This is a genomic window from Streptomyces sp. NPDC029159 (assembly GCF_055564055.1).
This window is the reverse complement of record NZ_JBVHWT010000003.1, coordinates 143,992-156,773: the sequence shown is the minus strand read 5'-3', so window position 1 is coordinate 156,773 and position 12,782 is coordinate 143,992. Positions and strand designations below refer to the sequence as shown.

At 69.5% G+C, this 12,782-nt stretch carries 11 protein-coding genes; 1 reads left to right on the top strand and 10 read right to left on the bottom strand.

What is annotated here, in order from left to right; all coding sequences use genetic code 11:
* Positions 1-70 precede the first annotated feature (70 nt).
* Genes ACZ4U4_RS07710 through ACZ4U4_RS07690 form a run of 5 tightly spaced genes read right to left on the bottom strand, consistent with a single transcriptional unit; the run spans position 71 to position 5,816 of the window.
* Positions 71-1,240, bottom strand: a complete 1,170-nt coding sequence (locus ACZ4U4_RS07710) for an ABC transporter ATP-binding protein (protein ID WP_467870069.1) — start codon at positions 1,238-1,240, stop codon at positions 71-73.
* Entirely contained in the window at positions 1,227-2,267 is a 1,041-nt protein-coding gene (locus ACZ4U4_RS07705; RefSeq protein ID WP_467870066.1) for an ABC transporter ATP-binding protein, read from the bottom strand. Before ACZ4U4_RS07705 ends, ACZ4U4_RS07710 begins: the two co-directional genes overlap by 14 nt.
* Before the next feature lie 11 nt (positions 2,268-2,278).
* The gene (locus ACZ4U4_RS07700) at positions 2,279-3,253 is read right to left on the bottom strand and encodes an ABC transporter permease (protein ID WP_467870063.1); all 975 of its coding nucleotides are present in this window, start codon (positions 3,251-3,253) and stop codon (positions 2,279-2,281) included.
* Positions 3,246-4,169, bottom strand: coding sequence for an ABC transporter permease (locus tag ACZ4U4_RS07695; RefSeq protein ID WP_467870060.1), 924 nt, complete (start codon positions 4,167-4,169; stop codon positions 3,246-3,248). Before ACZ4U4_RS07695 ends, ACZ4U4_RS07700 begins: the two co-directional genes overlap by 8 nt.
* An 18-nt stretch (positions 4,170-4,187) precedes the next feature.
* The gene (locus ACZ4U4_RS07690) at positions 4,188-5,816 is read right to left on the bottom strand and encodes a peptide ABC transporter substrate-binding protein (protein WP_467870058.1); all 1,629 of its coding nucleotides are present in this window, start codon (positions 5,814-5,816) and stop codon (positions 4,188-4,190) included.
* A gap of 380 nt (positions 5,817-6,196) precedes the next feature.
* On the opposite strand from ACZ4U4_RS07690, the gene ACZ4U4_RS07685 reads away from it, so the two are divergent.
* A complete protein-coding gene (locus ACZ4U4_RS07685) occupies positions 6,197-6,889 on the top strand; it encodes a class I SAM-dependent methyltransferase (protein ID WP_467870055.1) in 693 nt (230 codons plus the stop codon).
* An 84-nt stretch (positions 6,890-6,973) separates the two neighbouring features.
* Here the strand turns inward: ACZ4U4_RS07685 and ACZ4U4_RS07680 are convergent, their stop codons facing one another.
* The 5 genes from ACZ4U4_RS07680 to ACZ4U4_RS07660 all read right to left on the bottom strand — a co-directional run bounded on the left by ACZ4U4_RS07680 (position 6,974) and on the right by ACZ4U4_RS07660 (position 12,707).
* A complete protein-coding gene (locus ACZ4U4_RS07680; protein WP_467870052.1) occupies positions 6,974-8,035 on the bottom strand; it encodes an ABC transporter ATP-binding protein in 1,062 nt (353 codons plus the stop codon).
* Complete coding sequence (locus ACZ4U4_RS07675; RefSeq protein ID WP_467870049.1) at positions 8,028-9,062, bottom strand: ABC transporter ATP-binding protein; 1,035 nt, start codon at positions 9,060-9,062, stop codon at positions 8,028-8,030. Before ACZ4U4_RS07675 ends, ACZ4U4_RS07680 begins: the two co-directional genes overlap by 8 nt.
* 11 nt (positions 9,063-9,073) lie before the next feature.
* Positions 9,074-9,985: an ABC transporter permease gene (locus ACZ4U4_RS07670; RefSeq protein WP_467870046.1), complete on the bottom strand. Its 912-nt coding sequence runs from the start codon at positions 9,983-9,985 to the stop codon at positions 9,074-9,076.
* Positions 9,978-10,901, bottom strand: coding sequence for an ABC transporter permease (locus ACZ4U4_RS07665; RefSeq protein ID WP_467870044.1), 924 nt, complete (start codon positions 10,899-10,901; stop codon positions 9,978-9,980). The genes ACZ4U4_RS07670 and ACZ4U4_RS07665 overlap by 8 nt, the downstream gene beginning before the upstream one ends.
* Before the next feature lie 180 nt (positions 10,902-11,081).
* Complete coding sequence (locus ACZ4U4_RS07660) at positions 11,082-12,707, bottom strand: peptide ABC transporter substrate-binding protein (protein ID WP_467870041.1); 1,626 nt, start codon at positions 12,705-12,707, stop codon at positions 11,082-11,084.
* Positions 12,708-12,782 lie beyond the last annotated feature (75 nt).

Here is a 12,782-nt window from a genome sequence, read left to right as displayed (position 1 = left end):
CGGCGCCCGGAGCCGAGCGGGCCCGCGCCCCGAGCCGAGCGGCGCCCGCGCCATCCAACCCGCGCCGCCCTCACTCGCTCGGTACGACCCGTCGCTCCTCCGCGAAGTAGCAGGCCGAGGGGTGGGCCGCCGGGCCCGCGTCCGGGGTGGCGAAGCGGGGCGGGACCTCCAGCGGCGGGACCTGCTGGGCGCAGAGTTCCTGGGCCTTCCAGCAGCGGGTGCGGAAGCGGCAGCCGGAGGGCGGGTCGGCCGGGGACGGCACATCCCCGGTGAGCAGGATCCGGGTCCGGCTCTCCCGCGCCTCGGGGTCGGGCACCGGCACCGCGGAGAGCAGCGCCTGGGTGTAGGGGTGCGTGGGGTGGTCGTAGATCTGCTCGTCGGTGCCGGATTCGACGATCTTGCCGAGGTACATCACGGCGACGCGGTCGGAGATGTGGCGGACGACGGAGAGGTCGTGGGCGATGAAGACGTAGCTGAGGTCGTACTCCTTCTGGAGCCGGTCCATCAGGTTGATCACCTGCGCCTGGACGGAGACGTCGAGGGCGGAGACGGGTTCGTCGGCGACGATGATCTCGGGGCGCAGGGCGAGCCCGCGGGCGATGCCGATGCGCTGGCGCTGGCCGCCGGAGAACTGGTGCGGATAGCGGTTGAGGTACTCCGGATTGAGCCCGACGACGTCGAGCAGTTCCTGCACTTTGCGTCGCCGGTCGCCCTTGGGCGCCACCTCCGGGTGGATGTCGTACGGCTCGCCGATGATGTCGCCGACGGTCATCCGGGGGTTCAGGGAGGTGTACGGGTCCTGGAAGACCATCTGGATGTTGCGGCGGACGGCCTTCAGGGCGCGGCCGGACAGCTTGGTGATGTCCTCGCCGCGGTAGCGGATCTGCCCGGCGGTGGGGCGTTCCAGGCCGACCAGCAGCTTGGCGACGGTCGATTTGCCGCACCCCGACTCCCCCACGATGCCGAGGGTTTCGCCGCGGTGGAGGTCGAAGGAGACACCGTCGACGGCCTGGACCGCGCCGACCTGCTTCTTGAAGAGGATGCCGCGGGTGAGCGGGAAGTGTTTGACCAGCCCCCGGATCTCCAGCACCGGCTCGCCGCGCCCGGGCCGTCCGCCGGCGCCGTCCGCCACCGCCTGGGCCACCGGGTTCCCCGTGGCGGGGCCCGCGGCCGCCGCGCTCCCGGCGGGGCCGCCCGGTGGGCGGGTGACGTCGGGGGTGGGCAGCTCATCGGGCTCCATCGAGGGTCTCCTTCCAGAAGTGGCAGGCGCTGGTGCGGCCGGGGGCCACGTCGTGGAGCGGGGGCCGTTCGCTGCGGCAGATGTCCTGGGCGAGCGGGCAGCGGGGGTGGAAGGGGCAGCCGGGCGGGATGGCGGTCAGGTTGGGCGGCAGGCCCTTGATCGCGTACAGCTCCTGTCCCTTGTGGTCCAGGCGCGGGATGGAGTCCAGCAGACCGCGGGTGTAGGGGTGGGCGGGGGCCCGGTAGAGGTGGTGGACGGGGGCGGTCTCGACGATGCGTCCGGCGTACATGACGGCGATGGTGTCGGCGACGTCGGCGACGACGCCGAGGTCGTGGGTGATGAGGATGAGGCCCATGTGGTACTCGCGTTGGAGTTCCGCGAGGAGGTCCATGACCTGGGCCTGGACGGTGACGTCGAGGGCGGTGGTCGGTTCGTCCGCGATGATGAGGTCCGGTTCCAGGGCCAGCGCCATCGCGATCATGATGCGCTGGCGCATCCCGCCGGAGAACTGGTGCGGATAGTCGCCGACCCGGCTCGTCGCGGCCGGGATCTTGACGCGGTCCATCAGCTCGACGGCCTCGGCGCGGGCCGCCTTGCGGGACATCCCGCGGTGGACCTGGAACATCTCGCCGAGCTGGGCGCCGACGGACATCACCGGGTTCAGGGCGGAGAGCGCATCCTGGAAGATCATCGCCATGCCGGTGCCGCGGATCCGGCGGCGTTCCTCACGGCCGAGGGTGAGCAGATCGCGGCCCCGGAAGCGGATCTCGCCGCCGGTGACGTAGCCGGGCGGGGAGTCGACGATGCCCATGATCGCCTGGGCGGTGACGGACTTGCCGGAGCCGGATTCGCCGAGGACGGCGAGGGTCTGTCCGGCGGCGACGCGGTAGCTGACGCCGTTGACGGCGTTGGCGATGCCGTCGCGGGTGCGGAACTCCACCCTCAGATCGCGGACGTCGAGAAGGGGCGGCCCGTCCGTGCCGGTGGTCTCGGGGCGGGGTGCGGTGGCGCTGTCGCTGCTGGTCATCTGCCCGCTCCTCAGCGCAGTTTGGGGTCGAGGGCGTCGCGGACCGCGTCGCCGAGCATGATGAACGCCAGCACCGTGATGCTCAGCGCCCCCGCCGGCCACAGCAGCATGTGCGGCGCGTTGCGGATGGAGGTGGAGGCGGCGGAGATGTCGATGCCCCAGGAGACGGTGGGCGGTTTCAGCCCGGCGCCGAGGAAGGAGAGCGTCGCCTCCAGCGAGATGTACGTACCGAGCGCGATGGTCGCCACGACGATGACCGGTGCCACGGCGTTGGGCGCGATGTGCCGCAGCAGGGTGCGGGTGTTCCCGGCGCCGAGGGCGCGGGCCGCCTGGACGTAGTCGTTCTGTTTGGCGGTGACGACGGCGCCGCGGGCGATCCGGGCGATCTGCGGCCAGCCGAGCAGCACGATGAAACCGACGACCGGCCAGACGGTGGAGCTGGTGACGACGGAGAGGAAGACCAGTCCGCCGAGGATGACGGGGATGCCGAAGAAGATGTCGGCGATCCGGGAGAGCAGCGTGTCCCACCAGCCGCCGAAGAAACCGGCGAACCCGCCGAGGAGGCCGCCTAGCAGGGCGGCGCCGGCGGTGGCGCAGACGCCGACGGTGATGGAGGCGCGGGCACCGTAGACGACGCGGGTGTAGACGTCGCGGCCCTGGGTGTCGTAGCCGAACGGATGGCCGGGCTCCGGTCCGTTCTGGGCCTTGGCGAGGTCGGCGTGGTACGGGTTGCCGTCCGCGATCAGCTGCGGCCAGACCGCGATGACCAGCAGGAACAGGATGATCAGCGCGGAGAGCAGGAAGACCGGGTTGCGGCGCAGATCGCGGGCGGCGTCGCTCCACAGGCTGCGGGGCTTGCCGGTGGGGGCGCCGCCGGGTCCGGTGCCGGGGGCCCGTTCCAGGGATTCGGCCTCGCCGATGGCGAGCGCGGCGGGTCCGCCGTCGCCGTGGGTGATGGCCTCTTGGGACGCATAGGGGTCAGGCATAGCGGATCCTCGGGTCCAGGACCGCGTAGAGCAGGTCGACGAGGAGGTTGGCGACGAGGAAGACCAGCACGAGGATGGTCACGAAGCCGACGACGGTGGGTGAGTTCTGGCGCAGGATGCCCTGGTAGAGCTGGAATCCGACGCCGTGGATGTTGAAGATGCGCTCGGTGACGATGGCGCCGCCCATGAGCGCGCCGATGTCGGTGCCGATGAAGGTGACCACCGGGATCAGCGAGTTGCGCAGCAGATGGCGGGTGACGACGCGGCGGCGTGGCAGCCCCTTGGCGACGGCGGTGCGGACGTAGTCGGCGCGGGCGTTCTCCGCGAGGGAGGTGCGGGTGAGCCGGGTGACGTAGGCGAGGGAGACCAGTGCCAGGACCAGCCCGGGGAGCAGGAGTTCGCCCAGCGGGGCTTCGCTGGAGACGGCGGGTTTGACCCAGTTCCATTTGACGCCGAAGAGGTATTGCAGGACGTAGCCGCTGACGAAGGTGGGGATGGAGACCACCACGAGGGTGAAGACCAGCACGGTGGTGTCGACGGTGCGTCCGCGCCGCAGTCCGCTGAAGACGCCGAGGACGATTCCGGCGACCATTTCGATGACGATGGCGACGAGGGTGAGCCGCAGGGTGACGGGAAAGGCGGCGCCCATGAGTTCGGTGACGGGCTGGCCGTTGAAGGCGGTGCCGAAATTCCCCTGGAAGATCTGCGCCATGTAGTGCAGATACTGCTTCCACAGCGGCTGGTCGAGGTAGAGCTCGCGGCGGATCTGGGCGGCGGTGGCCGGGTCGGGCGCCCGGTCGCCGAAGAGTGCGGCCACCGGGTCGCCCAATGCGTACACCATGAGGAAGATCAGGAGCGTGCTGCCGATGAACACCGGGATCATCTGGAGCAGCCGCCGGATCACATAGCGTCCCATGAGGGCTCCGGTTCTGGGTCAGTGGACCGTGATCTCGTTGTAGACGGGGACGCTGAAGGGGTTCAGCGCCACATTCGCGATCCGGTCGGAGTAGCCGCCGTTGCCGTTCTGGTACCAGAGCGGAATGGCCGGCATGTCCGTGGCGAGAACGCGCTCGGCGTCCTGGAATTTCGCGATGGCCGCCTTGCGGTCCGTCGCGGCGTTCGCCTCGTTGACGAGCTTGTCGAATTTCGGGTTGCTGTATTTTCCGTCGTTGGAGGATGCCTTGGAGTAGTACATCGGCTGGAGGAAGTTCTGGATGAGCGGGTAGTCCATCTGCCAGCCGGCGCGGAACGGGCCCGTCATCTTTTCGGAGGAGATGCGGTTGCGGAAGTCGGCGAAGGTGCCGACGGGGGCGCCGACGCATGCCTTGTCGTTGCCGAGGGCGTTGTTGATGCTGTTGCAGATCGCGTCGATCCAGTCCTTGTGGGAGCCGGTATCGGCGTTGTAGGCGATGGTCATATGGCCGCCGGGGAGTCCGCCGCCCTCCTTGACCAGCGCTTTCGCCTGGGCGGCGCGGAATGTGCAGGCTTCGCCGCAGATGCCGTCCTGGAAACCTCCCTTGGCGCCGAGGACGGGTGAGGTCCAGTCGCCGGCGGGGGTGCGGGTGTTCCGGAAGATTTCCTTGGTGATCGAGGCGCGGTCGATGGCCATGGAAATGCCGCGGCGGAGCTTTTCACTGTTCTTCCCGTTCCACCGTTTGTCGTACATCGGGAAGGTGAGGGTCTGGATGACACCGGCGGGCTGATTGATGTAGCGGTCGCCGAGGTCGGCGTGGACGTTCTTGAGCTGGGTGGCGGGGATGTCGTCGACGAGGTCGAGGTTGCCCGCCTGAAGATCGGTGTAGGCGGTGTTGTTGTCGGTGTAGACCTGGAGGTCGATCCCGCCGTTCCTGGCCTTGTCGGGGCCCGGATATCCGCCCCATTTCCGCAGCTTCATCGCGGAGCCCTTGATGTAGGACTCCACGGCGTACGGACCGTTGCCGACGGGTTTCCTCACCCAGGCGTCGTGGTGGGTGTAGAAGGTCTGCGGCAGCGGCATGAAGGCGGTGTAGCCGAGGGTGTCGGGCCAGCTGGAGAATTTCTGGTTCAGTGCGACGGTGAATTTCGTGGGGCTGACGACCTTGAGGCCGGAGAGGGTTTTCGCGGTGGGTTTGCCGTTGTCCGGGTGGACGGCGTCGAAGCCCTCGATGTACTGGAAGAACGGCGCGTTCTTCTGCCGGTGGTCGATCAGCGCCCCGTAGTTCCAGGCGTCCACGAAGGATTTCGCGGTGACCTTCTCGCCGTTGCTGAAGGTCCAGCCGGGTTTGAGGGTGACGGTGTAGTGCTGGGAGTCGGTGGTCTCGATGCGGTCCGCGATGACGTTCTCCGCGGCGCCGGTCCGCGGGTTGTACCGCTTCAGCCCCCGGAAGATCATTTCGAGGACCTTGCCGCCCTGGACCTCGTTGGTGTTGGCCGGTTCGAGGGGATTCTGCGGGTCACCCCAGGAGGAGCTGACGATTCCGGCGGCGCCCGATCCACGGGTGTCGACCCCGCCGCCGCAGGCGGTCGCCACCAGGGCGACGGCCACGGCACACACGCCCCATGTCGCGCGCTTGGCTCCCCGCATGCGGTGCCTCCTCAGCTCTCCGGCCACCCGTAAACGACATAAGAGCCCAAAGCGGAAAGTGCTGCACTCCGGCGGCCCTGCGCATTGCTCCGTGGGGCGCGGAATCCGCCCATGTGCGCGGCGACCGGGCGGCGGGCCGAGCGGGTGTACGGACCCCGGGCGGGCCCGCCCCCGCTCCCCGGCCCACGCGCCGGACCGCCGCCCCGTCACCCGTCCGGCCGCTGGTCCCGCACCCGGACGGACCGGCCGAAGGCCCCGGCGCCCGCCGCCCCTCCCCCGTCCGCGCGCGTCCGCATACGCCCCCGCGCGCTCCGGAGCGCGGGCCGCCCTGTCCGGAAAGGCCCCTTTCGCCGCCGGTGGCGCTGTGCTCCGATGAGGCGATGGAACAGCGGGTGCGCGAGGGATACAAGGGCAGTGGGCCGGGGCCGATCACCCCGGACGGCTGCGCGGTCGAGCTGTACGAGCGGCTGCCGGTGGGTGAGGAGCCCGACATCATCGCGGGCGCGGTCCGCCCCGCGTCCAGCATTCTCGAACTGGGCTCCGGCGCCGGGCGGATGACCCATCCACTGGTCCACCGCGGCTTCGCGGTCACCGCCGTGGACGAGTCCCCGCAGATGCTGGAACGTATCAGCGGCGCCGGGACGGTCCGCAGCGCCATCGAGGAACTGGCCCTGGACGCCCGCTTCGACGTCGTGCTGCTCGCCTCGTTCCTCGTCCACGCGGCGGGCCCGGGCGTGCGCGAGGGGATCCTGGCGACCTGCCGCCGCCATGTGAAGGACGACGGCTGTGTGCTCATCCAGCGCGAGGCGCCCGGGCGGCACGACGGTCTCCCGGCCGAGCGCCGCGTGGACGGCGGGCTGATCCGGGTGGTCTCCTCCGAGCCGGTGCGCCCGGGCGTGCGCTCGGTGCACGTCGAGTACGACTTCACCGACGCGCGCTGGACACAGACGTTCCTGTCCTGCCCGCTGACCGACGAGGCGTTCGACGCGGCGCTGGCGCAGGCCGGGCTCGGCGTCGACCGCTACCTCACCGCCGACCGCACCTGGGTCCGGGCCGTCCCGCGCGACAACTGAAGCGGGGCCGGCCGCCCCCGCACACACCTCGGGCCGGGCCCCGCGGAGCACGCGGGACCCGGCCCGAAGCCGTACGCGGCCGTGCTACGCCGCGCCCACCACGTCCCGGACCTCCGCGAAGTGGCAGGCCGACGGGTGGGCCGCCGGGGACGCCTCACCGCGGAAGCGGGCCGGCACGGCCAGCTCCGGCGTCTCGGTCGCGCACCGCTCCTCGGCCTTCCAGCAGCGGGTGCGGAAGCGGCAGCCGGACGGCGGGTCGGCCGGGGAGGGCACATCCCCGGTGAGGATGATCCGGTCGCGGCCCTCGCGCGCCTCCGGGTCGGGCACCGGCACCGCCGACAGCAGCGCCTGGGTGTACGGATGCGTGGGGTGGTCGTAGATCTCGGCGTCGGTGCCGATCTCCGCCATCCGCCCCAGGTACATCACACCGACCCGGTCGGAGATGTGCCGGACGATCGACAGGTCATGGGCGATGAAGAGGTAGCTGAGGTCGTACTCCTTCTGGAGCCGGTCCATCAGGTTGATCACCTGCGCCTGGACGGAGACGTCGAGCGCCGAGACCGGCTCGTCGCAGATGATGATCTCCGGGTTGAGCGCGAGCCCGCGGGCGATGCCGATGCGCTGGCGCTGACCGCCCGAGAACTGGTGCGGATAGCGGTTGAGGTACTCCGGATTGAGCCCGACCACGTCCAGCAGTTCCTGCACCTTGCGCCGCCGGTCACCCTTGGGCGCCACCTCCGGATGGATCTCGAAGGGTTCGCCGATGATGTCGCCGACCGTCATCCGCGGATTGAGCGAGGTGTACGGGTCCTGGAACACCATCTGGATGTTGCGGCGCACCGCCTTCAGCGCGCGCCCCGACAGCTTGGTGATGTCCTCGCCGCGATAGAAGACCTCGCCGGCGGTGGCCCGCTCCAGGCTCATCAGCAGCTTGGCGACGGTGGACTTGCCGCACCCCGACTCCCCCACGATGCCGAGGGTCTCGCCCCGGTAGAGGTCGAAGGAGACACCGTCGACCGCCTTGACCGCGCCGACCTGCTTCTTCACCAGCACGCCGCGGGTCAGCGGGAAGTGCTTGACGAGGCCGCGGACCTGGAGGATCGGCTCACGGGCGCCTGCGGCAACCGCCTTGACCGGCTCAGCCATTGACCGTCTCCTTCCAGAAGTGGCAGGCGCTGCGGCGGCCTTCGCCGAGGGTGTGCAGCGCCGGGGTGTCGGTGCGGCAGAGGTCCTGCGCCTTGGGGCAGCGCGGGTGGAAGGCGCAGCCCTGCGGGATGTTCAGGAGGTTGGGCGGCAGGCCCTTGATCGCGTACAGCTCCTGGCCCTTGTGGTCCAGGCGCGGGATGGAGTCCAGCAGGCCGCGGGTGTACGGGTGTGCCGGGTTCCGGTACAGCTCGTGGACGGGCGCGGTCTCGACGATCCGGCCCGCGTACATCACCGCGATCTTGTCGGCGACGTCGGCGACGACGCCGAGGTCGTGGGTGATGAGGATCAGGCCCATGTGGTACTCGGCCTGCGACTCCGCGAGGAGGTCCATGACCTGGGCCTGGACGGTGACGTCGAGCGCCGTCGTCGGCTCGTCCGCGATGATCAGATCGGGCTCCAGGGCCAGCGCCATCGCGATCATGATGCGTTGGCGCATCCCGCCGGAGAACTGGTGCGGGAAGTCGCCCGCCCGGCTCTTCGCGGCCGGGATCTTGACCTTGTCCATCAGCTCGATGGCCTTGGCCAGCGCCGCCTTCTTCGACAGCCCCTGGTGGACGCGGAACATCTCGCCGAGCTGGTAGCCGACGGTCAGCACCGGGTTCAGCGAGGAGAGCGCGTCCTGGAAGATCATGGCGATCTTGGCGCCGCGCAGCCGGCGGCGGGCGTCGGCGGACATCGCGAGCATGTCCTCGCCCCGGAAGCGGATCTCGCCGCGCGGGATCTTCGCCGGGGGCATGTCGAGGATGCCCATGATCGCCTGGGCGGTGACGGACTTGCCGGACCCGGACTCGCCGAGCACGGCCAGCGTCTCGCCCGCGGACACGCTGTAGTTGACGCCGTTGACGGCCTTGACGACGCCGTCGCGGGTGTGGAATTCGACGTGCAGATCGCGGACCTGGAGCAGCGGCGTGTCCGCCTGCTGTCCGGTGCGCGGCGCGGGGACGGCCTGCTTCTTCTCGGTGGTCATGTACGCCTCCCTCAGCGCAGTTTGGGGTCGAGGGCGTCGCGGACCGCGTCGCCGAGCATGATGAACGCCAGCACCGTGATGCTCAGCGCCCCCGCCGGCCACAGCAGCATGTGCGGCGCGTTACGGATCTGGGTGGCGGCGGACGAGATGTCGATGCCCCAGGAGACCGTCGGCGGCTTGAGGCCGACGCCCAGGAAGGACAGCGTCGCCTCCAGCGAGATGTACGTACCGAGCGCGATGGTCGCCACGACGATGACGGGCGCGAGCGCGTTGGGCGCGATGTGCCGCAGCAGCATCCGCGGGGTGCTCGCCCCGAGGGCGCGGGCCGCCTGGACGTAGTCCTGCTGCTTGGCGGAGATGACCGCGGAGCGCGCGATACGGGCGATCTGCGGCCAGCCCAGGACCGCCATCAGCAGCACGACGGTGAAGATCGAGCCGCCCTTGATGACGGAGAGGAAGACGATGCCGCCGAGCAGCACCGGGATGCCGAAGAAGATGTCGCCGATCCGCGAGAGCACCGCGTCCCACCAGCCGCCGAAGAATCCGGCGAGCCCGCCGAAGACACAGCCGAGGAGGGCGGCGAGCAGCGTGGTGCAGATGCCGACGACGACGGAGGCGCGGGCCCCGTACACCGTGCGGGCGTACACGTCGCAGCCCTGGGTGGTGAAGCCGAAGGGGTGGCCGGGCGCCGGGCCCTGCTGGGAGCGGCCGAGGTCGCAGGCGTAGGGGCTGGTGCCGGTCAGCAGGCTCGGCCAGATCGAGAGGACGACCAGGAAGAGGATGAGGACGGCGGATATGTAGAAGACGGGGTTGCGGCGCAGGTCCCGCCAGGCGTCGCCCCACAGGCTGCGCGGCGCGGCCGCCGCCTCGGGGACGGCCGCCGCGGCCTCGGTCACGGGGGCCTGTTCGGTGATCTCAGGCATAACGGATCCTCGGGTCCAGGACCGCGTAGAGCAGGTCGACGATCAGGTTGGCGGCGAGGAAGACGACCACGAGGATGGTCACGAAGCCGACGACGGTGGGCGCGTTCTGCCGCAGGATGCCCTGGTAGAGCTGGTAGCCGACGCCCTGGATGTTGAAGATCCGCTCGGTGACGATCGCGCCGCCCATCAGGGCGCCGATGTCGGTGCCGAGGAAGGTGATCACCGGGATCAGCGAGTTGCGCAGCAGATGCACCCCGACGACGCGCCGCCGGGGCAGGCCCTTGGCGGTGGCGGTGCGGATGTAGTCGGAGCGGATGTTCTCGGCGATCGACGTTCGGGTGAGCCGGGCGACGTACGCGAGGGAGACGCCGGCCAGCACGATGCCGGGCAGCAGCAGTTCACCGAAGGCGACGTCGCCCGAGACCGCGGGCGCGGCCCAGGCGAGCTTCACGCCGATGAAGTACTGGAGCAGATAGCCGGTGACGAACGTCGGGATGGAGATCACCAGCAGGGTGAAGACCAGTACGCCGGTGTCGACGAAACGGCCCCGGCGCATCCCGGCGACGATGCCGAGCCCGACGCCGACGACGACCTCGATGGCGAAGGCCACCAGCGTCAGCTTGATGGTGTTGGGGAAGGCCGAGCCCATCAGTTCGGCGACGGGCGTGCCGTTGAAGGCGGTGCCGAAGTCGCCGCGGAAGATGCCGGCCATGTACTGCAGGTACTGGCTCCACAGCGGGTCGTCGAGGTGCAGGGATTCCCGGATCTGGGCGGCGGTGGCCGGATCGGGCGTCCGGTCTCCGAACATCGCGGCGACGGGGTCGCCGAGTGCGTAGACCATGACGAAGATCAAGAAAGTGGTGCCGATGAAGACGGGCACCATCTGGAGCAGGCGTCGGATGACGTAGCGCCCCATGTGTCCTCCAGTAAAGCGCCGACGCGGGGGCGGCCGGGCCGCGCCCGGGACCGGGGGGTCGCGGACGTGGCCGGCTGCTCTCGCCGCCGTGTGCGGGTGTGTTCTCGCGCGCGGGGCCAACCCCGGGAGGCCGACGGGCGGTTGTCGCCCGTCGGCTTCCTCACAGGGGGCCGCGTCGGGTCAGCCCTTGACCTTGATCTGGGTGAAGACCGGGAGGCTGAAGGCGTTCAGCTGGACGCCGGAGACGTGCTCGGACCAGCCGGCGGTGCCGTTCTGGTACCAGAGCGGGATGCTGACGACCTTGTCGAGGACGATCTTCTCGGCCTGCTTGTAGAGGTCGGTGGCCTTCTTGACGTCCGGTTCGGCGCCGGCCTGCTGGAGCAGTGCGTCGAACTTCGGGTCGCTGAACTTGGCGTCGTTGGCGGCGCCGCCGGTCGCGTACAGCGGGGTCAGGAAGTTCTCGATCTGCGGGTAGTCCATCTGCCAGCCGGCGCGGAACGGCTGGGTCATCTCCTGCTTGGTGATCTGGTTGCGGAAGTCCCCGAAGGTGCCGACGGGGTTGCCGACGCACGCCTTGTCGTCGCCCAGCACGGTGTTGATGCTGTTGCAGACGGCGTCCACCCACTGCTTGTGGGAGTCCTTGTCGGCGTTGTAGCTGATGGTCATCTTCCCGCCGGGAAGGCCGCCGCCCTCCTTGATCAGCTTCTTCGCCTGGGTGGGGTCGTACGTGCAGGTGTCGCCGCAGACGTCCTTGCTGTAGCCGTTGGCGTCGCCGAGGACGGGCGAGGTCAGGTCGGTGGCCGGGGTGCGGGTGCCGTTGTAGACCTTCTCGGTGATCGCCTTGCGGTCGATCGCCATGGACAGGCCCTTGCGGACCTTCTCCATGCCCGGCTTGTTCCAGCCGTCCTTGTAGAGCGGGAAGGTGACGACCTGGTTCACGCCCGCGGGCTGTGAGAGGTAGTTGCCCTTCAGGTCCGACTTGGCGTTGCGGATCTGCTCGGCGGGCACGTCGTCGTCGACGTCGAGGTTGCCGGACTGCAGGTCCGCGTAGGCGGCGTTGGAGTCGGTGTAGACCTTGAGCAGCACGCCCTTGTTCTGCGGCTTGTCGTCCCCGGTGTAGTGCGTGTTGGGGACGAGCTTCATCTGCTTGCCCTTGTCGTACGAGTCCACGGCGTACGGGCCGTTGCCGACGGGCTTGGCGAGGTAGCCGTCGTGGTCGCTGAAGAACGCCTTGGGCAGCGGCGCGAACGCCTTGTAGCCCAGGCGCAGCGGCCAGGTCGACATCTTCTCGTTGAGCGTGACGGTGAAGGTGTGGTCGTCGACGACCTTGAGGCCCGAGAGGGTCTTCGCGGTCGGCTTGCCCTCGGCGGGCGCGACCGCGTCGTAGCCCTTGATGTCGGCGAAGAAGTACGAGTTCTTCTGGGCGTTGGTGGCCAGCGCGCCGTAGTTCCAGGCGTCGGTGAACGAACGGGCCGTCACCGGCTCGCCGTTGGAGAACTTCTCACCCTTCTTCACCTTGATGGTGAAGGTCTGCTGGTCCTTGGTCTCGATGGACTGCGCGACGTCGTTCTTCGCCTCGCCGGTCTTCGGGTCGTAGCTCTTCAGATTGCTGAAGATCATGTCGAGGACCTTGCCGCCGAGCACCTCGTTGGTGTTGGCGGGCTCCAGCGGGTTCTGCGGGTCACCCCAGTTGGCCCGGACGACGCCGGCTTCGGCGCTCGCACTGCTGCCGCCGCCACAGGCCGTGGCTCCCAGGGCCACGACTATCGCTCCTGCGACCCAGGTGGCGCTCTTGGCACCGCGCATGGGATTGCCTCCTCATGAGTCCATCTCTCGATATGGAAAGGAGCCGGCGCGACTGACACCCCTGACAGTCCACAA